21 protein-coding genes and 1 riboswitch are annotated in these 24,683 nt (G+C 67.6%); of the genes, 19 read left to right on the top strand and 2 right to left on the bottom strand.

Translation table 11 applies throughout. The features are described from left to right. The first annotated feature begins 25 nt into the window (after positions 1-25). From ACGLHS_RS11975 to iaaH, 5 genes are all read left to right on the top strand, one after another. Positions 26-1,210: an acetyl-CoA C-acyltransferase gene (locus tag ACGLHS_RS11975; protein ID WP_394479813.1), complete on the top strand. Its 1,185-nt coding sequence runs from the start codon at positions 26-28 to the stop codon at positions 1,208-1,210. Between the two features lie 90 nt (positions 1,211-1,300). Continuing rightward, complete coding sequence (locus tag ACGLHS_RS11970) at positions 1,301-2,551, top strand: glutamate carboxypeptidase (protein WP_394479811.1); 1,251 nt, start codon at positions 1,301-1,303, stop codon at positions 2,549-2,551. A 33-nt stretch (positions 2,552-2,584) separates the two neighbouring features. Further along, the gene (locus tag ACGLHS_RS11965; protein ID WP_394479809.1) at positions 2,585-3,715 is read left to right on the top strand and encodes an acyl-CoA dehydrogenase family protein; all 1,131 of its coding nucleotides are present in this window, start codon (positions 2,585-2,587) and stop codon (positions 3,713-3,715) included. Between the two features lie 94 nt (positions 3,716-3,809). After that, a complete protein-coding gene (treF, locus tag ACGLHS_RS11960; protein WP_394479807.1) occupies positions 3,810-5,471 on the top strand; it encodes an alpha,alpha-trehalase TreF in 1,662 nt (553 codons plus the stop codon). Positions 5,472-5,562: 91 nt separating this feature from the next. Further along, positions 5,563-7,065, top strand: a complete 1,503-nt coding sequence (gene iaaH, locus ACGLHS_RS11955; RefSeq protein WP_394479805.1) for an indoleacetamide hydrolase — start codon at positions 5,563-5,565, stop codon at positions 7,063-7,065. 7 nt (positions 7,066-7,072) lie between these two features. On the opposite strand, the gene ACGLHS_RS11950 is transcribed toward iaaH, so the two are convergent. Next, a complete protein-coding gene (locus ACGLHS_RS11950; protein ID WP_394479803.1) occupies positions 7,073-7,828 on the bottom strand; it encodes a response regulator transcription factor in 756 nt (251 codons plus the stop codon). 141 nt (positions 7,829-7,969) lie between these two features. Between ACGLHS_RS11950 and ACGLHS_RS11945 the strand changes: the two genes are divergently transcribed. From ACGLHS_RS11945 to ACGLHS_RS11905, 9 genes are all read left to right on the top strand, one after another. Next, entirely contained in the window at positions 7,970-9,790 is a 1,821-nt protein-coding gene (locus ACGLHS_RS11945; protein WP_394479801.1) for an ATP-binding protein, read from the top strand. Between the two features lie 55 nt (positions 9,791-9,845). Then, positions 9,846-10,280, top strand: coding sequence for a YchJ family protein (locus ACGLHS_RS11940; RefSeq protein ID WP_093246551.1), 435 nt, complete (start codon positions 9,846-9,848; stop codon positions 10,278-10,280). Between the two features lie 26 nt (positions 10,281-10,306). After that, positions 10,307-10,412: riboswitch (TPP riboswitch) on the top strand. Positions 10,413-10,502: 90 nt separating this feature from the next. Continuing rightward, entirely contained in the window at positions 10,503-12,389 is a 1,887-nt protein-coding gene (thiC, locus tag ACGLHS_RS11935) for a phosphomethylpyrimidine synthase ThiC (RefSeq protein WP_093246552.1), read from the top strand. Between the two features lie 100 nt (positions 12,390-12,489). Continuing rightward, positions 12,490-13,182 carry an HAD family hydrolase gene (locus tag ACGLHS_RS11930; RefSeq protein ID WP_394479798.1) on the top strand — a complete coding sequence of 231 codons (693 nt, stop codon included), beginning with the start codon at positions 12,490-12,492 and terminating at the stop codon, positions 13,180-13,182. Positions 13,183-13,247: 65 nt separating this feature from the next. Next, positions 13,248-13,574 carry a thioredoxin family protein gene (locus ACGLHS_RS11925; RefSeq protein WP_093246554.1) on the top strand — a complete coding sequence of 109 codons (327 nt, stop codon included), beginning with the start codon at positions 13,248-13,250 and terminating at the stop codon, positions 13,572-13,574. Positions 13,575-13,678: 104 nt separating this feature from the next. Then, on the top strand, positions 13,679-14,674 hold the full coding sequence (locus ACGLHS_RS11920) for a D-2-hydroxyacid dehydrogenase family protein (protein WP_394479910.1): 996 nt from the start codon (positions 13,679-13,681) through the stop codon (positions 14,672-14,674). Further along, positions 14,671-15,129: a putative immunity protein gene (locus tag ACGLHS_RS11915; RefSeq protein WP_394479796.1), complete on the top strand. Its 459-nt coding sequence runs from the start codon at positions 14,671-14,673 to the stop codon at positions 15,127-15,129. The genes ACGLHS_RS11920 and ACGLHS_RS11915 overlap by 4 nt, the downstream gene beginning before the upstream one ends. A gap of 68 nt (positions 15,130-15,197) precedes the next feature. Next, the gene (locus tag ACGLHS_RS11910) at positions 15,198-16,004 is read left to right on the top strand and encodes a LuxR C-terminal-related transcriptional regulator (protein ID WP_394479794.1); all 807 of its coding nucleotides are present in this window, start codon (positions 15,198-15,200) and stop codon (positions 16,002-16,004) included. A 109-nt stretch (positions 16,005-16,113) separates the two neighbouring features. After that, positions 16,114-17,139, top strand: coding sequence for a Rieske 2Fe-2S domain-containing protein (locus tag ACGLHS_RS11905; protein WP_394479792.1), 1,026 nt, complete (start codon positions 16,114-16,116; stop codon positions 17,137-17,139). A 35-nt stretch (positions 17,140-17,174) separates the two neighbouring features. On the opposite strand, the gene ACGLHS_RS11900 is transcribed toward ACGLHS_RS11905, so the two are convergent. Then, complete coding sequence (locus ACGLHS_RS11900; protein WP_394479790.1) at positions 17,175-18,203, bottom strand: AraC family transcriptional regulator; 1,029 nt, start codon at positions 18,201-18,203, stop codon at positions 17,175-17,177. A gap of 140 nt (positions 18,204-18,343) precedes the next feature. Between ACGLHS_RS11900 and ACGLHS_RS11895 the strand changes: the two genes are divergently transcribed. The 5 genes from ACGLHS_RS11895 to ACGLHS_RS11875 all read left to right on the top strand — a co-directional run bounded on the left by ACGLHS_RS11895 (position 18,344) and on the right by ACGLHS_RS11875 (position 24,682). After that, positions 18,344-19,516 carry an isovaleryl-CoA dehydrogenase gene (locus ACGLHS_RS11895; RefSeq protein WP_093246559.1) on the top strand — a complete coding sequence of 391 codons (1,173 nt, stop codon included), beginning with the start codon at positions 18,344-18,346 and terminating at the stop codon, positions 19,514-19,516. Between the two features lie 144 nt (positions 19,517-19,660). Beyond that, positions 19,661-21,343, top strand: a complete 1,683-nt coding sequence (locus ACGLHS_RS11890) for an AMP-binding protein (protein WP_394479788.1) — start codon at positions 19,661-19,663, stop codon at positions 21,341-21,343. After that, the gene (locus ACGLHS_RS11885; protein WP_394479786.1) at positions 21,340-22,968 is read left to right on the top strand and encodes a carboxyl transferase domain-containing protein; all 1,629 of its coding nucleotides are present in this window, start codon (positions 21,340-21,342) and stop codon (positions 22,966-22,968) included. Before ACGLHS_RS11890 ends, ACGLHS_RS11885 begins: the two co-directional genes overlap by 4 nt. Before the next feature lie 21 nt (positions 22,969-22,989). Further along, positions 22,990-23,856: an alpha/beta hydrolase family protein gene (locus ACGLHS_RS11880; RefSeq protein ID WP_394479784.1), complete on the top strand. Its 867-nt coding sequence runs from the start codon at positions 22,990-22,992 to the stop codon at positions 23,854-23,856. A 16-nt stretch (positions 23,857-23,872) separates the two neighbouring features. Next, positions 23,873-24,682, top strand: a complete 810-nt coding sequence (locus ACGLHS_RS11875; protein ID WP_394479782.1) for an enoyl-CoA hydratase/isomerase family protein — start codon at positions 23,873-23,875, stop codon at positions 24,680-24,682. Position 24,683 lies beyond the last annotated feature (1 nt).

Below are 24,683 nucleotides of genomic sequence, written 5' to 3'. Positions count from 1 at the left end.
TTCACATTCCAGAAGGAGACCTCCCATGTCCGAATCCATCGTCATCGTCGGCGCCGCCCGCACCCCCATGGGGGGCTTCCAGGGCGACTTTTCTTCCCTCTCCGCGCATGACCTGGGCGGTGCCGCCATCAAGGCCGCCGTGGAGCGCGCGGGCATCGCGCCCGAGAGCGTGGGCGAAGTGCTGTTCGGCAACTGCCTGATGGCCGGCCAGGGCCAGGCACCGGCACGCCAGGCGGCCTACAAGGGCGGCCTGCCCGACAGCGCGGGCGCGGTCACGCTCAGCAAGATGTGCGGCTCGGCCATGAAGGCCGCGATGCTCGCGCACGACCTGCTGCTGGCCGGCACGCACGACGTGATCGTGGCGGGCGGCATGGAAAGCATGACCAACGCGCCTTACCTCATGCTCAAGGGCCGTGGCGGCTATCGCATGGGCCACGACAAGATCTATGACCACATGATGCTCGACGGCCTCGAAGACGCCTACCAGCCGGGCCGCTCGATGGGCACCTTCGGCGAAGACTGCGCCGCCAAGTACAACTTCACCCGCGAGCAACAAGACGCCTTTGCCATCGCCAGCGTGCAGCGCGCCAAGGCCGCGACTGAATCCGGTGCGTTCAAGGAAGAGATCGTGCCCGTCACCGTGAAGGGCCGCAGCGGCGACACCGTGATCTCGGTCGACGAAGGCCCGGGCAAGGTCAAGCTCGACAAGATCCCGACGCTCAAGCCCGCGTTCAAGAAAGAAAACGGCACCATCACCGCCGCATCGAGCTCGTCGATCAACGACGGCGCGGCCGCGCTGGTCATGATGACCGAGTCGTACGCCAAGAAGATCGGCGCCAAGCCCATCGCCCGCATCGTCGGCCATGCCACGCACGCGCAGCAGCCCGAGTGGTTCTCCACCGCGCCCGTCGGCGCCGTCGCCAAGCTGTTCAAGAAGACCGGCTGGACCGTGAAAGACGTCGACCTGTGGGAGGTGAACGAAGCCTTCGCCGTGGTGCCGATGGCGCTCATGCACGAACTCGACGTGTCGCACGACATCGTCAACGTGAACGGCGGCGCCTGCGCGCTGGGCCATCCGATCGGTGCGAGCGGCGCGCGCATCATGGTCACGCTCATTCATGCGCTGAAGGCGCGCGGCAAGAAGCGCGGCGTGGCCACGCTGTGCATCGGCGGCGGCGAAGGCACCGCCGTGGCACTCGAATTGCTATAAGAGCAGGGCTGGAGGCGCCCACGCAAGGGCGCCTGCCGGCTTTTTCATCCAGACATCCAATTCCAATAAATGCGTAGAGCAGGAGATTTCATGCGCCCATCCATCCACCGTACCGCCCTTGCCGCCTTGCTGGCCACCGCCTTCCTGGCACCCGCCGCCAGCTGGGCCCAGAAGCGCGACAACGTGCTGTTCCAGGCCGCCACCGACGAGCAGCCCGCGGTGATCAAGACGCTCGAGAAGCTCGTCAACATCGAAACCGGCACCGGTGACGCCGAAGGCATTGCCGCCGCCGGCAACTACCTCGAAGGCGAGCTCAAGAACCTGGGCTTCACCGTCACGCGCAGCAAGTCGGCCGGCATCGTGGTGGGCGACAACATCGTGGGCAAGATCAAGGGCCGCGGCGGCAAGAACCTGCTGCTGCTCTCGCACATGGACACCGTGTACCTGAAGGGCATCCTGGCCAAGGCGCCGTTCCGCGTCGAGGGCGACAAGGCCTACGGCCCCGGCATCGCCGACGACAAGGGCGGCAACGCCGTCATCCTGCACACGCTCAAGCTGCTCAAGGACTACGGCGTGCGCGACTACGGCACCATCACCGTGCTGTTCAACACCGACGAGGAGAAGGGCTCCTTCGGCTCGCGCGACCTGATCCAGGAAGAAGCCAAGCTGGCCGACTACGTGCTCTCGTTCGAGCCCACCAGCGCCGGCGACGAAAAGCTCTCGCTCGGCACCTCGGGCATCGCCTACGTGCAGGTCAACATCACCGGCAAGGCCTCGCATGCGGGCGCCGCGCCCGAGCTGGGCGTGAACGCGCTGGTCGAGGCCTCCGACCTCGTGTTGCGCACCATGAACATCGACGACAAGTCGAAGAACCTGCGCTTCAACTGGACCATCGCCAAGGCCGGCAATGTGTCGAACATCATCCCCGCCAGCGCCACGCTGAATGCCGACGTGCGCTACGCACGCAACGAAGACTTCGACGCCGCCATGAAGACGCTGGAAGAACGCGCGCAGCAAAAGAAGCTGCCCGAAGCCGACGTCAAGGTGATCGTCACGCGCGGCCGTCCGGCCTTCAATGCCGGCGAAGGCGGCAAGAAGCTGGTCGACAAGGCCGTGGGCTACTACAAGGAAGCGGGCGGCAACCTCGGCGTGGAAGAACGCACCGGCGGCGGCACCGACGCGGCCTATGCGGCGCTCTCGGGCAAGCCCGTGATCGAAAGCCTCGGCCTGCCGGGCTTCGGCTACCACAGCGACAAGGCCGAGTACGTGGACATCAGCGCCATCCCGCGTCGCCTGTACATGGCTGCACGCCTGATCATGGACCTGGGCTCCGGCAAGTAAGCCCGCACAAGAAGAAAAGACAGGAGACACGCCATGCTGCTCAGCGCCGACCAGGAAGCCATCCGCGACGCGGTGCGCGATTTCTCGCAAGCCGAACTGTGGCCCAACGCCCCGAAGTGGGACCGCGAGCACAGCTTTCCGAAGGAGGCCCACCAGGGCCTCGCGGCGCTGGGTGCCTACGGCATCTGCGTGCCCGAAGAGCATGGCGGTGCGGGCCTGGACTACCTCACGCTGGCGCTGGTGCTCGAAGAAATCGCGGCCGGCGACGGCGGCACCAGCACCGCGATCAGCGTGACCAACTGCCCGGTCAACGCCATCCTCATGCGCTACGGCAATGCGCAGCAGAAAAAGAAGTGGCTCGAGCCGCTGGCGCAGGGCCAGATGCTCGGCGCTTTCTGCCTCACCGAGCCGCAGGCCGGCAGCGATGCCTCGAGCCTGCGCACCACGGCTCGCAAGGATGGCGATGCCTACGTGATCGACGGCGTGAAGCAGTTCATCACCAGTGGCAAGAACGGGCAGGTGGCCATCGTCATCGCGGTCACCGACAAGGGCGCGGGCAAGCGTGGCATGAGCGCGTTCATCGTGCCGACCGATGCAGCGGGCTACCACGTGGCGCGCCTCGAAGACAAGCTGGGCCAGCACAGCAGCGACACCGCGCAGATCAACTTCGACGGCTGCCGCATTCCGGTGGAAAACCTTATCGGCGCCGAAGGCGAGGGCTACAAGATCGCGCTCGGCGCGCTCGAGGGTGGCCGCATCGGCATCGCGGCGCAGAGCGTCGGCATGGCGCGCAGCGCCTTCGACGTGGCGCTGGCCTATGCCAAGGAGCGGCAGGCTTTCGGCGGCGCGATCTTCGACCAGCAGGCCGTGGGCTTTCGCCTGGCCGAATGCGCGACGCAGCTCGAAGCCGCACGCCAGTTGATCTGGCACGCAGCGAGCCTGCGCGATGCCGGCAGGCCCTGCCTGAAGGAAGCAGCCATGGCCAAGCTCTTCGCGAGCGAGATGGCCGAGCGCGTGTGCAGCGCCGCCATCCAGACGCTGGGCGGCTACGGCTACGTGAACGACTTTCCGTTGGAGCGCATCTACCGCGATGTGCGCGTGTGCCAGATCTACGAAGGCACGTCGGACATCCAGAAGCTGCTGATCCAACGCGCCCTGGCCTGACGTCCTGAAGCCCCGCCGCACGGCAGGGTGACGCAGGAGGCCGGATGCCATCGGCCGTGTAGAGTCTCCGCGAACCGATCAAGGGGAGACCGACATGGCCCAGGCATCCACGACGGCGACGCTGCACCGTCGCTCGAGATTTCCGATGGTTGGGGCTGCCGCAGTGGCGGCCGGCGTGCTGTTCGGTGCGTTCAACGCGCCTGTGCATGCGGAAGTGCTCGTTGCCACCAGATCCGCAGTCGCCTACCCGGCACCGCCTTCCGATCTGTACCCGGAGCTGTTCGCCGCAGTCCAACTGGGGCAGGTGTTCAAGGACGGCAAGACCTTCGTCGACGCCGTACCCAGGACTCCGCCCGCCACCATTGCTGCGCAGTACAGGCGCGAGAAAGACCGCCCCGGTTTCGATCTCTCCGGCTTCGTGCAGCGGCACTTCGAGCTGCCACGGGACAACGCCGACACCTACGTCAGCGACCGTTCGCAGTCGCTCGCGCAGCACATCGCAAGCCTCTGGCCGCACCTGACGCAGCAACCGCAGAAGCCGGGCGCGGGCTCCTCGCTGCTGCCGCTGCCCGGCCCCTACGTGGTGCCGGGCGGGCGTTTTCGCGAGGTGTACTACTGGGACTCGTACTTCACCATGCTGGGCCTGCTGCAGAACGGCAAGCCTGATTCGCTGCGCGACATGGTCGGCAACTTCGCGAGCCTGATCGATCGCTATGGCCACATCCCGAACGGCAATCGCAGCTACTACCTGAGCCGCTCGCAGCCGCCGTTCTATTTCAAGATGGTGGGCCTGCTGTCCACTCAGGACGAAGCCGCCGCCTATGCACGCTACCTGCCGCAGCTGCGGCGCGAGTACGCGTTCTGGATGGAAGGCGCGGACAAGCTCAAGCCCGGCACCGCGCACCGCCGCGTGGTGGCGCTGGCCGATGGCAGCGTGCTGAACCGTTACTACGATGACCGCGCCGTGCCGCGCGACGAGTCGTATGCGGAAGACGTGGCGCTGGCGAAGAAGAGCAGTCGGCCCGCCGCCGAGGTCTATCGCGACCTGCGCGCGGCGGCAGAGAGCGGGTGGGACTTCAGCAGCCGCTGGTTCGCCGACGGCAAGACGCTCGCCACCATCCAGACCACCGCCATCGTGCCCGTGGACCTGAACAGCCTGCTGTACGGATTGGAAAGCGCGATCCGCCTGGGCTGCGAGCGCGTGCAGGACGCGGCCTGCAGCAGCGACTTCACGCAACGCGCCGAACGTCGCCGCGCGGCGGTGCAGAAGTACCTGTGGAATGAAGCCGGTGGCCATTACGTGGACTATCAATGGATCAAGCGGCAGCCGACCGGCCGCCCTGGCGCTGCCACGCTGTACCCGCTGTTCGTCGGCATCGCGGAGCCGGCGCAGGCAGCGCGCGTGGCCGACTGGACGGGCAGGCAACTGCTGAAGCCCTATGGCGTGGTGACCACGCCCGTCGCCACCGATCAGCAATGGGATGCGCCCAACGGCTGGGCGCCGTTGCAATGGATCGCGGTCGATGGCCTCCGGCGCTATGGGCAGCATGCGCTTGCGCGCGACATTGCGACGCGCTGGATGGGCAAGGTGCAACAGGTCTACGGTAGCAGCGGCAAGCTGGTCGAGAAATACAACGTGATCGACAACAGCGGCGAGGCCGGCGGCGGCGAGTACGTCTTGCAGGATGGCTTCGGCTGGACCAACGGCGTGGCCATGCAACTGATGACGATCTACCCGGAACTGAAGCGCCCCTGAGCGCATAGCTCTGCCATGTCATCGGTTTCGATGACAGACAGGACCGCGCCCGCGGCGCAGCATGGCGATCTCTTTGTCGGAGGTCTTCGCCATGTCCATTTCCAAACCCGTTTCATTCGCCGTGGCCTTGCTGTGCGTCGGCGCATCCGCGCAAGCGCAACCCGCCGCACCGGACATCGCCACGCTGACCGCGAGCAAGGCCGTGCAGCAGCTTTGCGCCGGCACGGTGACGAGCGAGCAACTGGTGGTGGCCTACCTCGCGCAAGCCAAGGCCAAGGCGAACCTCAATGCCTTCGTCACGCTCGATGAAGCGGGCGCGCTGAAGGCGGCGCGCGCGGCCGATGCGCAGCGCAAGCGCGGCGGAGCCTGCAAGCCCCTGGCGGGGCTGCCGGTGGCCATCAAGGACAACATCCAGGTGCAGGGCCTGCCCGCCACGGCCGGCACGCCCGCGCTCAAGGGCTTCGTGCCCGCGGCCGATGCGCCGGTGGTCGCGAAGCTGCGCGCGGCCGGCGCCGTCATCCTCGGCAAGACGAACATGCACGAGCTGGCCTTTGGCGTCACAGGCTACAACCCCGCGTTCCAGACGGGGCCCGAGGTCGGCGTGCGCAACGCCTACGACGCGAGCCGCATCGCGGGCGGATCGTCGTCGGGCAACGGTTCGGCGCTCGGCGCGCGCATGGCGCCGGCGGCGCTCGGCACGGACACGGGCGGCTCGGTGCGCATCCCCTGTGCCTTCAATGGCTGCGCGTCGCTGCGGCCCAGCATGGGCCGCTACCCGCAGCAAGGCATCGCACCGATCTCGCACACGCGCGACACGGCGGGGCCGATGGCGCAGTCGATGGCCGACGTGGCGCTGCTCGACCGCGTGATCGCCGGTGGCACGCCGCTCAAATCCGCCAACCTGAAGCGCGTGCGGCTCGGCGTGGTGCCGGCCTTCTACGCGAACCTCGACGCGGACACGCGCGCCGCGACCGACGCCGCGCTCGCGAAGCTGCGCGCGGCGGGCGTCACGCTGGTGGATGTGGAAATGCCGAAGCTGATGGAACTGAACAGCGCCATCGGCTTTCCGCTTGCGCTCTACGAGGCGAACGACGACATGGCCGCCTACCTTGCGAAGTACCGCACCGGCATCGACATCGCGCAGCTGGCGGCCGGCATCGCCAGCCCCGACGTCAAGGGCACCTTCGACACCTTCGTGATCCCGCGCAAGCTGCCCGCGCCAAATGGCGTGGTCGATGCGAAGCCGGTCTACGAGCACGCGATGCGCGTCGCCCGGCCCGCCTTGCAGAAGCTCTACCGCGACACCTTCACGAAGAACAGGCTCGACGCGCTGGTGTTCCCCACGGTACCGCGCGTGGCGCTGGCGGCCGGGCCTGACGCCAGCAGCCCCGAGAACTTCGGCGCGCTGATCCAGAACACCGACCCCGGCAGCAACGCCGGCATTCCGGGCGTGCAGTTGCCCTCGGGCCTGGGCGCGACCAGCGGCCTGCCCGTGGGGCTGGAGCTGGACGGACCCGCGGGGAGCGACCGCCGGTTGCTGGCCGTGGGCCTTGCGGTCGAAGGCGTGCTCGGCCGCCTGCCGGCACCGAAGTGATGCCCGGTCAGCGCGCCGGCATGCCCCAGCCCGCCAGCGCCGAACGGCGCTCGATGCCGAGCTTGTCGAAGATGCGCCGCAGGTAGGTGCGCACGGTGGGCACGCCCACCGCCATGCGCCGCGCGATCTCCTTGTCAGTGAGTCCTTCGCGCACGCAGCGGGCCACCTCCTGCTCGCGCGCGCTCAGCAAGGCCCAGGCGGTTTCGTCGTTGCCTGCACGCGGGGCAGGCGATGCAAGCGCCGCCACGCGCTGCGCACGCTGGAGTGCGCCCGCGAAGGCCGGCTCGATCAGGTCGAGCAGCGCCTTCTCGTGATCGCCGAAATCGCCGCGTCCTTTGCGGCGCCAGATGCGGAGGTCGCCCAGCGCGCGGTCGCCCTCGAAGGCATGCAGGTTCATGCCCCAGTGCAGCCCGTCGCGCGAGAGGAAGTCGGTGAAGAACGGGGTGCGCATCAGCGCGCGCTGCGGCATCACGTCGGTCACGCGCGTGGCGCGGCGGTGCGACTGCAGCACGAAGGTGATCGGGTCGTGGTGCTGGTGCCACTGCGCATAGCGGTCGAGGTTGGCCGGGTCCATGTTGAGCGCCACGCGCGCGCCGAAGCTGCCGCTGTCCGCGTCCCACACGAAAGAGGCGAACTGGTCGGCGTGCAGCAGATCGAGCAGCGCCCAGCCCAGGCGCTCGCGGATCTCGCGTTCGTTGCGGTCTTGCGCCAGCAGCGTGAAAACGCCGCGCAGCGCGTGCTGTTCAGGGCCTGTCAGGTACATCGCCGCCTCGCTCTCTCTCGCCCTCGTCGTGGGCCGAAGTAAGGCTAACGTTTAGCAAGCGCCGCGCCAATGGTGGATGTCCGGGGAGGTATCGCGGCGCGGCGCAATACGCGCAAAATCACGGGCCGGCTTCTGCTGCTCATGCGCCCATCTCCTTCCAGCCCCGTCCGCAAGCCCTTCCCGGGGTTGGTGCTGCGGCGCATACGCGACTACTGGGTCGAGTCACCGAATGCCAATCCGCTGGTCGACCAGAGCCTTGCGCGGGCCTTCGTGGTCGATACCTTCGACACGCCGCTGATGGCCGCCACCGTCGCCGCCATCTTCTGGATTACTTTTCTCGTACTCACCGGCAACCCGGGCACGATCGTGTGGGGCGTGCTGGTGCACACCTCGCAGTGGCACCGGCACCGCCACCTGCGCCGCGTGGACCCGGCCAGCATCGACGTCGCCACGGCCGTGCAGACGCGCCGGCGGCTGGAGCTGCGCATGCTGGTGCCGGGGTTGATCTGGGCACTGGCGCCGTGGCTCTTCTTTCCGCACGACAACCTCGCGCTGATCCTGTTGATGTACTTCTTCATCAGCGGTGTTTCGAGTGTCGTCATCGCGGCGCTGGCGCAGTGGTGGCTGGCGGCCGTGTGCTTCAGCGTGCCGATGTTCATGGGCATGGCGCTGCGGCTGGTGGTCGAGCCGGGCAGCGTGCAGCTCATCATGGGCTGCCTGGTGGTCTCGCAGATGTTCGCGGCGCTCTACTACGCGCGCAAGCAGAACCGGCTGATCGTGGGCGCCATCGAGGCGGGCTTTGAAAAGGCGCGGCTGGCCGATGCGCTCGCGCGCCAGCTCGACCATGTCGCGCAGCTGGCGGCGCAGCGCGCGCGCATCTTCGCGGCGGCCAATCACGACCTGCGCCAGCCCATGCATGCATTGGCGATCTTCGTCGACGCTCTCAACACCCGCACCGCACCCAGCGCCGACAACCTGCGCTTCATGCGCGACAGCGTCGATGCACTGCGCGGCTCCATCGACGCGCTGCTCGACATCGCGCAGCTCGACGGCGGCGTCGCGCCGGTGCGGCTGGAGCCCCTGTACCTGGACTCGGTCTTCGAGTCGCTGCAAGGGCGTTTCGGGGCTCTGGCAGACGCCAAGGGGCTGGCGCTGCGCGTGCGCCCCACCGAGGCCGTGGTGCGGGCCGATGCGCGCATGCTCGCGCGCGTGCTGGGCAACCTGATCGACAACGCCATCAAGTACACGCCGGCGGGCACGGTCTTCGTCTTCGCACGGCGGCTGCAGCGGCCGCGCAATGGCGTGCCGGCCTGGCGTATCGAGGTGCGCGACTCGGGCGTGGGCATCGAGGCACAGCACCAGGAGCAGGTGTTCGAGGAGTTCTTCCAGGTCGACAACCCGGGGCGCGACCGCAGCCGGGGCCTCGGGCTGGGCCTGTCGCTGGTGGCGAGCATGGCGCAGGTCATGGGCTCGCGCATCGAGGTGCGCACCGCGCCGGGCCGTGGCAGCACCTTCTCGCTGGTGCTCGAAGAAGCGCCCGCACCGCCCGAGGAACCGGATGCCGCAAGCGACGTGCCCGCCGAGCCCGCGGCAGACGTGCCGCTGCCCCCCGTGCGCATCCTCGTGCTCGACGACGAGCAGCCCGTGCGCGAAGCGATGCGCTCGCTGCTGTGCGGCTGGGGCCACGAAGTGGCGCTGGCCGCAAATCCGCGCGAAGCCCTGCAGCACGGCGGCGTGTTCGACCTCATGCTGAGCGACCTGCGGCTGGGCAGCGGCCTCTCGGGGCTGGCCGCCGCGCAGGCCCTGCAGGCGGTCGGCAAGGTGCGCAGCGTGGTCATCCTCACCGGCGAAACCGCCCACGCGACGCGGGCCGAAGTCGAGCGCGCCGGCTACGCGCTGATCTACAAGCCGGCGCAGGCGCAGGCCCTGCAGGAAGCCATTGCCGGCAGCCGCCGGACATAGCTTCGGGCTTGCCCCATCGGCGCCTTGGCCGCGAGGTGTTCCAATAGCGGTCTTCATGAGCGCCATCGATCCCACCACCGGACCTTGCCCCTGCGGCCGCACCGACCGCCGCGACAAGCCCATCGGCTACGCCCTGTGCTGTGGCCGCTATCTCGACGACTTCGAGAACACACCCGCCCCCGACGCCGAATCGCTGATGCGTTCGCGCTATTCGGCCTTCGTGCTGGAGCGGGCCGAATACCTGCTCGCCACCTGGCATGCGTCGAAACGGCCGGCCTCGATCGAGTTCGAGCCGGGCGTCAAATGGCTGGGGCTCGACATCCGTTCGCGCTCCGTGCTCGACGCCGACCATGCCGAGGTCGAGTTCGTCGCGCGCCAGCGCAGCGCGGCCACCGGCGCCGCCACGCGCCTGCACGAGCGCAGCCGCTTTGTGCGCGAAGACGAGCGCTGGTACTACCTCGAAGGCGACCTGCAGCAGCCCCTGGGTTGACGCACCGGCCCGAGGCTCGCACAATCGGCCTCGCTCCGGGGTGCACACATGTGGTGTGCTGAGATGGCAAAGCTGCCGACCCGCGAACTTGATCCGGGTCATACCGGCGTAAGAAGAGCTGCACTCCCTGACTTCGGTCCGTCCGTCACCCACCTTCCGTGACGGCCCGAAGGCCCACCGAGCGATTGCGGAGCACCCTTTCCCTCAACAAGGAGTGCCCCGATGAATGCCCCCGACAAGTTCACCTCTTTGCTCTCGCTCACGCGCGAGCCCTTTCCTGCGTCCCACAAGTGCCTGATCCCGGGCAGCCGGCCCGACCTGAACGTGCCGGTGCGCGACGTGCTGCTCACCAACGGCGAAACGGTGTCGCTCTACGACACCTCGGGCCCCTACACCGACGCCAAGGTCGACATCGACGTGCGCCGCGGGCTGCCCGACGTGCGCGGCGCCTGGGTGCTCGAGCGCAATGACACCGAAAGTTACGAAGGCCGCTCGCACCAGGCGCTGGACGAAGGCCTGAAGCACGCCCACGACCACGACGCCCAGCGCCTGGCCGAACTGCGCGCCGGTGCCGCCGCCCTCCAGCGCACGCCGCGCCGCGCCAAGTCGGGCGCCAACGTCACGCAGATGCACTACGCGCGCCGCGGCATCGTCACGCCCGAGATGGAATACGTGGCGCTGCGCGAAAACGGCAAGCGCGAGTGGATGGCCGAGTACCTGGCCAACGAGGAGCGCGCCAGGCGCGTGGCCGGCAACCCGATGGGCGCCAGCATTCCGCGCATCATCACGCCCGAGTTCGTGCGCGACGAAGTGGCACGGGGCCGCGCGATCATTCCGGCCAACATCAACCACCCCGAAGTCGAGCCGATGGCCATCGGCCGCAACTTCAAGGTGAAGATCAACGCCAACATCGGTAACTCGGCCGTTACTTCCAGCATCGAGGAAGAGGTCGAAAAACTCGTGTGGGCGATCCGCTGGGGCGCCGACAACGTGATGGACCTGTCGACCGGCAAGAACATCCACACCACGCGCGACTGGATCGTGCGCAACTCGCCCGTGCCCATCGGCACCGTGCCGATCTACCAGGCGCTCGAAAAGGTGGGCGGCGTGGCCGAAGACCTGACCTGGGAAATCTTCCGCGACACGCTGATCGAGCAGGCCGAGCAGGGCATCGACTACTTCACCATCCACGCCGGCGTGCGCCTGCCGTTCATTCACCTGACGGCCGATCGCATGACGGGCATCGTCTCGCGCGGCGGCTCGATCATGGCCAAGTGGTGCATCGCGCACCACAAGGAGAGCTTTCTCTACGAACGCTTCGAAGACATCTGCGACATCATGAAGGCGTACGACGTGAGCTTCTCGCTCGGCGACGGCCTGCGCCCCGGCTCGGGTGCGGATGCGAACGACGAGGCGCAGTTCGCCGAGCTGCGCACGCTGGGCGAGCTGACCCAGATCGCGTGGAAGCACGACGTGCAGACCATGATCGAAGGCCCGGGCCACGTGCCGATGCACATGATCCAGGCCAACATGGACGAGCAGATCAAGCACTGCCACGAGGCGCCGTTCTACACGCTCGGGCCGCTGACCATCGACATCGCGCCGGGCTACGACCACATCTCCAGCGCCATCGGCGCCGCGATGATCGGCTGGGCCGGCACCGCGATGCTGTGCTACGTGACGCCCAAGGAACACCTGGGCCTGCCCGATCGCGACGACGTGAAGCAGGGGATCATTGCCTACAAGATCGCCGCGCACGCGGCCGACGTGGCCAAGGGGCACCCGGGTGCGCGCTCGCGCGACGACGCCTTGAGCAAGGCGCGCTTCGAGTTCCGCTGGCAGGACCAGTTCAACCTGGGCCTCGACCCCGACACCGCGCGTGAATTCCACGACGAGACCCTGCCCAAGGATTCGAGCAAGGTGGCGCACTTCTGTTCGATGTGCGGCCCCAAGTTCTGCTCCATGAAGATCACGCAGGAAGTGCGCGAGTACGCGGCCCAGAAGGGCGTGGCCGAGGCCGCGGCCGTGGCGGCAGGCATGGAAGAAAAGTCGAAGGAATTCATGGCCGGCGGCGGCGAGATGTACATCCCGATCCGTTCGGTTTCCTGAGCGGCTCTCTTCCAGGGGCCGGGTTCGTGTCCGGCCCCTCCGAAGCCCCGCCCCGGGGTCATTGCTACCATGGGCGACTCCTTCGAACCCTCTCCGTGCAATGACCCCATTTCCTTTCGCCGCAGTCCTGTTCGACTGCGACGGCGTCCTCGTCGATTCCGAACCCATCACCAACCGCGTCCTGGCCGAGATGCTGGGCGAGCTGGGCTGGCACATCACCACCGAAGAGTCGATGAGCACCTTCACCGGCAAGGCCGTGAAGGACGAGGCCGCGCTCATCGAATCGAAGACCGGTTTCGCCATCACGCCCGAGTGGCTCAAGACGTTCCGCGCGCGCCGCAACGAAGCCCTGGAGCGCGACCTCGTCGCCATTCCCCACGCGCCCGCCGCCATCCGCGAGATCCACGCGAAGCTCAAGGGCCGCATTGCCTGCGCATCGGGCGCCGACCGCCACAAGGTCGAGCTGCAACTGGCCAAGATCGGTCTGCTCGACTGCTTCCAGGGTCGTATCTTCAGCGGCCACGAAATGCCCCGCTCCAAGCCGCACCCCGATGTGTACCTGGCCGCCGCCGAAGCCCTCGGCGTGGACCCGCGCCGTTGCGCCATCGTCGAAGACACGGTGACCGGCGCCATGGCCGGCGTGGCCGCGGGTGCCACGGTGTTCGGCTACAGCACCGGCGATTCCGGCCACAGCGGCCCCGGGCCGCTGCTGGCCGCGGGCGCGGTGCAGGTCTTCAGCGACATGGCCGAATTGCCGGCGCTGCTTTCGGGCTACCGCCTGCAAGCGGCCTGAGTTTCTGGTGCAATGGCGCGACCGACGGCCGCGCCGACGACAGACCCGAACCAGGAGCCCGCCCCATGACGTCCGAATACAAGACCGAGCAACCCGACCGCAGCGAGATCGATGCCCTCAAGGGCCCCGCCGTCGTGGAGTTCGGCACCAACTGGTGCGGCATCTGCAAGGCGGCGCAGCCGAACATTGCCGAGGCCTTTGCCAAGTACCCGGACATCCCGCGCATCAAGGTCGAAGACGGCAGCGGGCGCCCGCTGGGCCGTTCGTTCAATGTGCGGCTGTGGCCCACGCTGGTGTTCATGCGCGATGGCCAGCAGGTTGCGAAGCTGGTGCGGCCTGAAGACAGCCAGTCCATCGCCGACGCGCTCGCGTCGATCGCGCAGCCGGCCTGACGCACTGCCCATCGCAGCGGCTGCTTTCATGAAAATCTGGAAGCAATTGCTCAGATAAATTCATTTCTCGCGGGCGCCCGACGCGTCCAGAATCCGCGTTCATGATGAACATCGCGGTACTGGACGACTACTTCGACACCCTGCGCACCCTGCCTTGCTTCCGCAAGCTGGACGGCCACAAGGTCACGGTCTGGAACGACCACGTCGATGACCTCGACGTGCTCGCGCGCAGGCTGGCCGATGCCGACGCGGTGGTGCTGATCCGCGAGCGCACCGCGCTCAGGGCCCCGTTGCTGGAGCGCCTGCCCCGGCTGCGGCTGATCAGCCAGCGCAGCGTGTACCCGCACATCGACATCGACGCCTGCACGCGGCTCGGCATCGTGGTGTCGTCGGACCAGCATCCGGGCACCCCGTCGTATGCGGCGGCAGAGTTGACGTGGGCCCTGCTGCTGTCCGCTGCCCGGCAGCTTCCCCAGCAGATGGCGTCGCTGCAGCGGGGCAATTGGCAGACCGGCGTGGGCTCCACGCTGCGTGGCAAGACGCTGGGCATCTACGGCTACGGGCGCATCGGTGCCACCGTCGCGGGCTATGGCGAAGCCTTCGGCATGAAGGTGCTGGTGTGGGCGCGGCCGGATTCACTGCAGCGCGCCCTGGCCGACGGGCGCCAGCCGGCACCGGACCGCGACACCTTCTTCCGCGAATGCGATGCCATCTCGCTGCACATGCGGCTGGTGCCCGCCACGCGAGGCATCGTGCGCCGAGAAGACCTCGCGCTCATGAAGCCCGGCGCGATCCTTGTGAACACCAGCCGTGCGGGGCTGATCGAGCCCGGTGCACTGGTCCAGGCCCTGCAGGCGGGGCGCCCCGGAATGGCCGCGGTGGACGTCTACGAAACCGAACCCCTCACCGATCCGGCCGATCCGTTGATCTCCATGCCCAACGTGGTGTGCACGCCCCACATCGGCTACGTGACGCGGGAGGAATACGACCTGCAGTTCTCCGATGTCTTCGACCAGATCACGGCCTTCGCCGACGGGCACCCGATCAACGTGGTCAACCCCGACGTGCTGGGCCACATGCGGAGCATCGCAGGGTCATGAACACCGCGCTGCAGCGGCTCGCGGCGGAGGTCGATCTCCAGTCGGAGCGCCAGATGTCGTTGCGCCTGCGTTTCGGCTTTGCGTGCGTGCAGCGCGTGCGGCACCTGCTGGAAGCACCGGAAGCCGTCGATGCACTGGACACCCTCGGGGCCTTCCTCGAAGGCCGGTGCGATGCACAGACGCTCGCGCGTGTGCAGGAACGCATGGCAACCGTCGCGCGCAGCCACCCGGGCTCGGGCTCCATCGATGCGTCGGCGCATGCGGCCGTGTCCGCGACCTATGCCGTGTTCCATGCGGTGACGGGGCACGCGCTCGAGGCGGCCGAGTACGCCGCATACGCCACGGTCTATGCGTATGGCGCCTATGCTCTGGCCGACCCCGATGCGTTCGCGGAAGAGTTTGCGTGGCAGGTCTCGCAACTGCGTGAGATGGCGACAGCCGAGGCGAAGGCCTGAGGCCCGGCCCGGGTTAATCCCGAGCTGTCCGCGCTGCGCGCGGCCTTCCGCGGGAGGACAATTTCCGCATGCAAGCCATGTGGCGCGTTCCCGCCGTCGCCAGCCAGCAGGTGCTCGATCTGCAGGCGGTGTCGCTGCTGCTCGATGTGCCGCGCGACCTGGCGCCGGCGCGCGCCATGCTGCACTTCCTCAATGCGCTGCTGCCGGTGGCGTACATCTCGCTGGTGCGCCACGCGCCCGAGGCGCCGATGCAGCTCGAGGGCCATGCCTACGGCCGTGGCGTGCGCAACGTCACGCACGACTGCTTTGCGCAGTACCGGCGCCACTTCTACAGCTTCGACGACGCTACGCACATCGCCGCGCACATGGGCACCGTGCCCGGCGACAACAATGAGCTGATGGCGCTGCAGCTCCACGCGGACGACATCCCCGACCCCGGCTGGCGCCACCAGATCTACCAGCGCGAACACCTGAGCGACCGGCTCGCGCTGCTCTACACGCCCATGCCGCGCGGGAGCGCGTTCTCGATCAACCTCTACCGCAGCGAGTCGATGGGGCGCTTCGGCCCGCAGGAGATCGAACGCGTGCTCGCCGTGGCGCCGCTGCTGCGGCAGGTGCACCGCCATGCGCTGGACACCGGGGCGGGCGGCCTGGACATGGACACGCGCATCGCGCTGGCGCGGGCCCGGCTCGATGCCGCGCCGCTGAGCGGCCGTGAGCGCGACGTCTGCGCGCGCATCGCCTGCGGCATCACCGCGGACGGCATCGCGGCCGATCTCGGCATTGCACCGTCAAGCGTCCACACGCTGCGCAAGCGTGCCTACGCGAAGCTCGCCATCCACGACCGCGCGGCGCTGGTGCGCCTGGCCGGCTGACCCGGTACGGATACGGGTACGCGGCCCCTTGTCCCCTCCACGGGGGACAGGCATAGCGACGCCATGGCCGCACCATCGGCATCCGAGAACCGATGGAGACGAACGCGTCATGTTCATCCGCAACTGCTGGTATGTGGTCGCCTGGGACCACGAGATTCCCGCCGAGGGCCTGTTCAACCGCACGGTGATCGGCGAGCCGCTGTTGCTGTTTCGCCCTTCCGGCGGCGGGATCGTGGCGCTCGAAGACCGGTGCTGCCACAGGCTCGCGCCGCTGTCCAAGGGCCGGCGCGAAGGCGACTGCGTGCGCTGCGGCTACCACGGCCTCAAGTTCGACGCACAGGGCGTCTGCGTCGAGGCGCCGGGCATGGACACCGTGCCGGCCAAGGCGCGCGTGCGCAGCTACCCGGTCGTCGTGCGCAACCGCTGGGTGTTCGTGTGGATGGGCGAGCCGGCGCGGGCCGACACGGCGCTGCTGCCCGACAACCACTCCTGCGACGACCCGCAATGGCTGAACATTCCGGGCTATCTGCACTACGACACGCCCTACCTGCTGATCTGCGACAACCTGCTCGACTTCTCCCACCTGAGCTATGTGCACGAGAAGACGCTCGGCGGCTCCACCGCCATCGCACAGGCGCGGCCCGTCATCGAGAAGATCGAGCGCGGCCTGCGCGTGACGCGCAAGGTCGGCAATGTGCCCCCGCCCGCCCATTGGGCCGGTGCGCGCGACTTCGGCGACAACCCGCGCTTCGACCGCTGGTTCATCTACGACTTCGTGTTGCCGGGCACCTTGCTCATGCAGTCGGGTGGCCGCCCGGTGGGCGATGCCGAGGGCGACATGCGCCGCGCGGTCGAGCTTCACAGCTGCCAGACGCTGACGCCCGAAACCGAGACCACCACGCACTACTTCTTCCAGCAGTCGCACCGTCCCGATCTTGGCGGCGAGCGGCTCACGCGCACCATCTACGACAGCCTGATCGTTGCCTTCAATGAAGACCGCGACATGATCACCGCGCAGGCGCGCAACATCGAACGCGACCCCGGCGCGCCGATGCTGCCGCTGGCGATGGACTCGGCGCTGATCCAGTTCCGGCGGCTGGTGGCGCAGGCGGTGGCGGCCGAGCAGCAGGCCTGAAACCGCATCCCGCCGCATTCAGTCACATCCGCGCGCTACAGCCCCTGCTGCCGGAAGTCGCGCGGCGCGTGCCCCGTCCACTGCAGGAACGCGCGCGAAAAACTCTTCTCGTTGCGAAACCCCACCGCCAGCGCTACCTGCTTGATCGGCCGGGTGGTGCGCCGCAGCTGTTCCACCGCCAGCTCGTGGCGCACTTCGTTCTTCAGCGTCTGCAGCGAAGTGCCTTCCTCGTGCAGCTGCCGGTGCAGCGTGCGGCCCGACACGTTGAGCAGCCCCGCCAGCGCCTCGGCCGTGGTCGCTTCGCTCGCGCGCGATCGCAGCAGCTCGCGCACGCGCTGCCCCAGCAGGCGGTCGCGCCGGTACTGCAGGATGGTCAGCGGCAGCGCGCGCTTGAGCATGGTGCGCAACGCGCGTTCGTCGCGCTGCAGCGGCAGGGCGAGGTAGCGCTCGTCGAAGCTGATGCTGGCCTGCGGCGCGTCGAAGCGCACCTCGGGCGTGAACATCGGCGCATAGGCGTCGCTGTGCAGCGGCGTTGCGAACGGAAAGGTCGCGTGGCGCAGCGAGATGCGCGAGTCGATGGCCCAGCACATGTAGCCGTGCATGAAGCGCAGGCTGGTCACCAGGCAAAACTCGCGGAAGGCGTCGTCCAGCGCGCGGTTCTCGGTGATGCGCAGGGTGGCCACGCCGCCCGCCACTTCGAGCGCCAGGCCGATGTCCTCGGTCAGCAGGCGGTGGTGGCGGCACCAGCGCTTGATGGCCACGCCCAGGTCGGGCGAGGTCAGCGAGGCGCGGCACAGCATGCCGTAGCTGCCCCAGGGCAGCCGCCGCGAGAACCAGCCGAGCGCTTCGTCGTCCAGCTCCTGCATGGCGTGTTCCGACAGCGCCTCGAACTGCGCGGCCGTGACCCGCGCGCCCGGCCGGGCCAGCTCGCGCGGCGCGATCTGTGCCGCCTGCAGGGCCTGCGCCGGATCGATCCCGTAGCGCGCATAGCCCTGCACAATGGCTCGCACGAAGGCCATCGGCGTGACGGCGCGGGCAGGCCGCAGGAACGACGGGGAAGACATGGCTGGGTGATTCAGGTGTGGCGCAATTTGCAACCATTGTGGCGCCAATTGCGGCGCCACGAGGCGTAAGCTGCGATCTTTCTAGCGCCATCCAGCGCGGGTAGCACTGCGCGCCGACCCCTTCAGAGGAGACAACCCCCATGCACGATCCCGGCCTGAACTTCGACCTGGGCGACACCATCGACTCGCTGCGCAGCGCGATCCAGGACTTCGCCGCGAACGAGATCGCCCCCCGCGCGGCCGACATCGATCGCGACAACCTGTTCCCGCACGACCTCTGGCAGAAGCTGGGCGAACTCGGCCTGCACGGCATGACGGTGAAGGAAGAGTTCGGCGGCACCGAGCTGGGTTACCTGGCGCACATCGTGGCCATGGAAGAAGTCTCGCGCGCTTCGGCCTCGGTGGGCCTGTCGTACGGCGCGCACTCCAACCTGTGCGTGAACCAGATCCATCGCAACGGCAGCGATGCGCAAAAGAAGAAGTACCTGCCCAAGCTGGTGAGCGGCGAACACGTCGGCGCGCTGGCCATGAGCGAGCCCAACGCCGGCTCCGACGTGGTGAGCATGAAGCTCAAGGCCGAGAAGAAGAACGGCTACTACGTGCTCAACGGCAGCAAGATGTGGATCACCAACGGCGGCGACGCCGACACGCTGGTCATCTACGCCAAGACCGAACCCGAGATGGGCGCGCGCGGCATGACCGCCTTCATCGTCGAGAAGAACTTCAAGGGCTTTTCGGCTGGCACCAAGCTCGACAAGCTCGGCATGCGCGGCTCCAACACCTTCCCGCTGTTCTTCGACAACTGCGAAGTGCCCGAAGAGAACGTGCTTGGCGGCGAAGGCATGGGCGCCAAGGTGCTGATGAGCGGCCTCGACTACGAACGCGCGGTGCTCTCGGGTGGCCCGCTGGGCATCATGGCCGCGTGCATGGACGCGGTGCTGCCCTTCATCCACGAGCGCAAGCAGTTCGGCCAGAGCATCGGCGAGTTCCAGCTCATGCAGGGCAAGCTGGCGGACATGTATTCGACGTGGCAGGCCACGCGCGCCTACGTGTACGCCGTGGGCAAGGCCTGCGACCGCAACGACCATGCGCGCACTTTCCGCAAGGACGCGGCCGGCGCCATTCTGTATTCGGCCGAGAAGGCGACGTGGATGGCCGGCGAGGCGATCCAGGCGCTGGGCGGCGTGGGCTACACGAAGGAGTTTCCGGTCGAGCGGCTGTGGCGCGACGCCAAGCTGTACGAGATCGGCGCGGGCACGAGCGAGATCCGGCGCATGCTGATCGGTCGCGAGCTTTTCGCTGAAACGGCCTAAGCTGTTTTTCTCCCTCCCCCGCTGGGGGAGGGCAGGGGTGGGGGCTCGCGGCGTTCGATGAGGCATTGCACCAGACAGACGCCGCTTGCCCCCATCCCAACCTTCCCCCGAAAGGGGAAGGAGCAAGACAAGGAGACAAGGAACATGAGCATGACTGCTGCACTGACCGAGAGCTACGGCAAGGGCGCCACCGACGTCCCCCTCATCGAGCAACCCATCGGCGACTTCTTCGACGACATGGTTGCCAGGCAACCCGAGCGCGAAGCGCTCATCAGCCGCCACGAAGGCCAGCGCTTCACCTACCGCGAACTGCAGGCCGAATCCAACAAGCTCGCCAGCGCGCTGCTGAACCTCGGCCTCGTGCCCGGCGACCGCGTCGGCATCTGGTCGCACAACAACGTGCCGTGGGTGCTGATGCAGATCGCCACCGCCAAGGTCGGCCTGATCCTCGTCAACATCAACCCGGCCTATCGCACCTCCGAGCTGGAGTACGCGCTCAACAAGGTCGGCTGCAAGGCGCTGGTGACGATGGCGCAGTTCAAGACCAGTGACTACCTGGGCATGCTGCGCGAGCTGGGCCCCAAGCGCCTGCCGCTGCTGCAGCACACCTTCTGGATCGACGGCAAGGCAGCCGCGGATGTGCAGGAACCGGGCATGCAGCGCTTCAGCCAACTGCTCGCGAGCGGCGATGCGGGCGACGCGCGCATCGCACAGATCCAGAAGACGCTGAAGGCCACCGACCCCATCAACATCCAGTTCACCAGCGGCACCACGGGCTTTCCCAAGGGCGCGACGCTCACGCACCGCAACATCCTGAACAACGGCTTCTTCATCGGCGAATGCATGAAGCTGTCGCCCATCGACAAGCTGTGCATTCCGGTGCCGCTGTACCACTGCTTCGGCATGGTGCTGGGCAACCTGGCGTGCCTCACGCACGGCTCGGCCATCGTGTACCCGAACGACGGGTTCGATCCGCTCACCGTGCTTGAAACGGTGCAGGCCGAAAAATGCACGGGCCTGCATGGCGTGCCCACGATGTTCATTGCCGAGCTCGACCATCCACGCTTCAAGGAATTCGACCTCTCGACCTTGCGCACCGGCATCATGGCCGGCTCGCCGTGTCCCATCGAAGTGATGAAGCGCGTGGTCAGCGAAATGCACCTGAGCGAGATCACGATCGCCTACGGCATGACCGAGACCAGCCCGGTGAGCTGCCAGAGCAGCACCGACACGCCGCTGGACCGCCGCGTGTCGACCGTGGGCACCGTGCAGCCGCACCTGGAGGTGAAGATCATCGACCCCGAGACCGGCGCGATCATGCCGCCCGGCCAGTCGGGCGAACTCTGCACGCGCGGTTATTCGGTGATGCACGGCTACTGGGACGACGAGCCGCGCACGCGCGAAGCCATCGACACCGAGCACTGGATGCACACCGGCGACCTGGCCACCATGGACGCCGAGGGCTACGTCAACATCGTGGGCCGCATCAAGGACCTGGTGATCCGCGGCGGCGAGAACATCTACCCGCGCGAGATCGAAGAATTCCTGTACCGCCACCCGAAGGTGCAGGACGTGCAGGTGGTCGGCCTGCCCGACAAGAAGTACGGCGAAGAGCTGTGCGCCTGGATCATCGTCAAGCCCGGCCAGAGCGCGACCGACACCGAGATCCGCGACTTCTGCAAGGGCCAGATCGCGCACTACAAGGTGCCGAAGTACATCCAGTTCGTCACCGAATTCCCGATGACGGTGACCGGCAAGATCCAGAAATTCAAGATCCGCGATGCCATGACCGAGCAACTCGGCCTCAAGCAAGAAAAGACAGCATGAGCAAAATCGAAACCAAACTGAATGCGCGTTCTGCAGACTTTCAGGCCAATGCGGCAGCCATGCGTGCACTGGTCGACGACCTGCACAAGCAGTTCGCGAAAGTGGAGCAGGGCGGCGGCGAGGCCGCGCGTGCCAAGCACACCGCGCGCGGCAAGTTGCTGCCGCGCGACCGCGTGGCCGAGCTGCTCGACCCGGGCACGCCGTTCCTCGAGATCGCGCCGCTGGCCGCGCATGCGATGTACCTCGACGGCAAGGGTGTGGAGTCCGCACCGGGCGCCGGCATCATCACCGGCATCGGCCGCGTGAACGGTGTCGACTGCATGATCGTCTGCAACGACGCGACGGTGAAGGGCGGCACCTACTACCCGCTGACCGTCAAGAAGCACCTGCGCGCGCAAGAGATTGCCGAGCAGAACCGCCTGCCCTGTATCTACCTCGTGGACTCGGGCGGCGCCAACCTGCCGAACCAGGACGAGGTGTTCCCCGACCGCGACCACTTCGGCCGCATCTTCTACAACCAGGCCAACATGAGCGCCCAGGGCATTCCGCAGATCGCGGTGGTCATGGGCTCGTGCACGGCGGGCGGTGCGTATGTGCCGGCGATGAGCGACGAGTCGATCATCGTGAAGAACCAGGGCACCATCTTCCTGGGCGGCCCGCCGCTCGTGAAGGCGGCCACCGGCGAAGTGGTGACGGCCGAAGACCTGGGCGGTGGCGACGTGCACACGCGCCTGTCGGGCGTGGTCGATCACCTGGCGCAGAACGACCTGCACGCACTGGCGCTCGCGCGCACGGCGGTGGCGAACCTCAATGCCAAGGCGGCATCGAACGAGCCCGCCGCGGCCTCGACGGCGCGCGCGCCCGAGTTCCCGCGCGAAGAGTTGTACGGCGTGATCCCCACCGACACGCGCAAGCCCTTCGACGTGCGCGAGATCATTGCGCGCATCGTCGACGGCAGCGAATTCCACGAGTTCAAGGCCCGCTTCGGCGCCACGCTGGTTTGCGGCTTCGCCGAGATCGAAGGCATGCCGGTGGGCATCATCGCCAACAACGGCATCCTGTTCAGCGAATCGGCGCAGAAGGGCGCGCACTTCATCGAGCTGTGCTGCCACCGCAAGATCCCGCTGGTGTTCCTGCAGAACATCACCGGTTTCATGGTGGGCCGCAAGTACGAGAACGAAGGCATCGCGCGCCACGGCGCCAAGATGGTGACGGCCGTGGCCACCGCCAACGTGCCCAAGTTCACCATCATCATCGGCGGCAGCTTCGGCGCCGGCAACTACGGCATGTGCGGCCGCGCGTACAGCCCGCGCTTTCTCTGGATGTGGCCCAACGCGCGCATCAGCGTCATGGGCGGCGAGCAGGCCGCGAGCGTGCTGGCCACCGTCAAGCGCGACGGCATCGAACTGAAGGGCGGCAGCTGGAGCAAGGAAGAGGAAGAAGCCTTCAAGGCCCCCATCCGCCAGCAGTACGAAGACCAGGGCCACCCCTACTACGCCACCGCCCGGCTGTGGGATGACGGCATCATCGATCCGGCCGACACGCGCCGCGTGCTGGCGCTGGGCCTTGCGGCCGCGCGCAATGCGCCGGTGCCCGAGCCGAAGTTCGGCATCTTCCGGATGTAGGACGCATCGAAGGAGTCCTTCATGACGTTGCGCAAGCTCACGTTCATTGCCGCCGCACTGCTGTGCTGCGCGCTCGGCGCGCAGGCCCAGGGCGTGGCGCGCCGCGACATCGAGATTCCGATGGCGGTCAAGGGCTTCTTCGGCGAATCGCACGTGAAGCTCGCGGCCACCGAATACAAGCCCGAGGGCGACGGGCCGTTTCCGGTGCTGGTGATCAACCACGGCACGCCGCGTTCGCCTTCCGACTTCGCGAAGATGCAGGACCGCTATGCGCGGCAGGCCGAGCTGTTCGCGCGTCATGGCTTCCTGGTCATCAACCCGCTGCGCCGCGGCTACGGCAAGTCCGACGGGCCGTGGGCCGAGAACTACTTCAGCTGCAGCAAGCCCGACTACGTGCAGGCTGGCCTCGAAAGCGCCAAGGACATCGGCGCCGCGCTCGACTACGCCCGCGCGCTGCCTTATGCCGACGCGCAGCACATCGTGCTGCTGGGCAAGTCGGCCGGCGGCTTCGGCGTGCTGGCGCTGTCGAGCCTGAACCCGGCCGGCGTGATCGGCACCATCAATTTCGCGGGCGGACGCGGCTCGCGCGGACCCGACGACGTGTGCAACGAAGCCAGCCTCGTCGATGCCTTCGGCCGCTATGCCTCGACCACGAAGGTGCCGATGCTGTGGGTCTATTCGGAGAACGACCATTTCTTCGGCCCCGCATTGGCCGGCCGATTGCTGGCGGCCTACAAGGCCAAGGGCGTGGACGTGCGCTTCGAGGGCGTGCCGCCCTATGGCAACGACGGCCACGGCTTCTTCGAAGGGCGCGACAACGCGGCGATCTGGGTGCCGATGGTCGATGAGTTCATCGCGAAGCTGGGACTGCCACAGCGCCTTCAATGACGACAAGACAACACACATGAGCGACCCCTACACCACGCTGCAACTGACGATCGAAGGCGCCGTTGCCCGCATCTGGCTCGACCAGCCCGACGCACGCAACGCCTTCGACGACATCGTCATCGCCGAGCTGACACGCGCCTTCACCGAAGCCGGCGCCGCGCCGCAGGTCAAGGCCATCGTGCTCGGCGCCAACGGCCCGGCCTTCTGCGCGGGCGCCAACCTCAACTGGATGCGCCGCATGGCCGACTACACGCGCGACGAGAACATCGCCGACGCGGGCAAGCTGGCCGAGATGCTGCGCGTCATCGCCGAGTGCCCCAAGCCGACCATCGCGCGCGTGCAGGGCGATGTGTACGCCGGTGGCATGGGCCTCGTGGCCGCATGCGACATGGCGGTGAGCGTCGACACCGCCTGGTACTGCCTGAGCGAAGTCAAGATCGGCCTTGTGCCCGCGACCATCAGCCCGTATGTGCTGCGCGCGATGGGCACGCGGGCCTCGCAGCGCTACTTCCTCACCGCGGAGCGCTTCACCGCCACCGAGGCGCACCGCATCGGCTTCGTGCATGAAGTGGTGGCGGCCGATGCGCTCGATGCCAAGGTCGGCGAACTGCTGAAGGCGCTGACCGGTGCCAGCCCGGCCGCCGTGCGCACCTGCAAGCAACTGATCGCCGACGTGGCCGGCCGCGAGATCGACGGCGCGCTGATCGCCAAGACCGTCGAAGGCATCGCCGACATCCGTTCGAGCGAAGAGGGCCGCGAGGGCGTGCAGGCCTTCCTGCAGAAGCGCAAGCCATCGTGGCTGAACGACGCCACGGGCAAGGCCTGAG

This window comes from Variovorax sp. VaC1 (assembly GCF_043658315.1).
Lineage (GTDB): Bacteria > Pseudomonadota > Gammaproteobacteria > Burkholderiales > Burkholderiaceae_C > Variovorax.
Note: the sequence above shows the minus strand (reverse complement) of the source record. Positions and strands in the feature narration are given on the sequence as shown.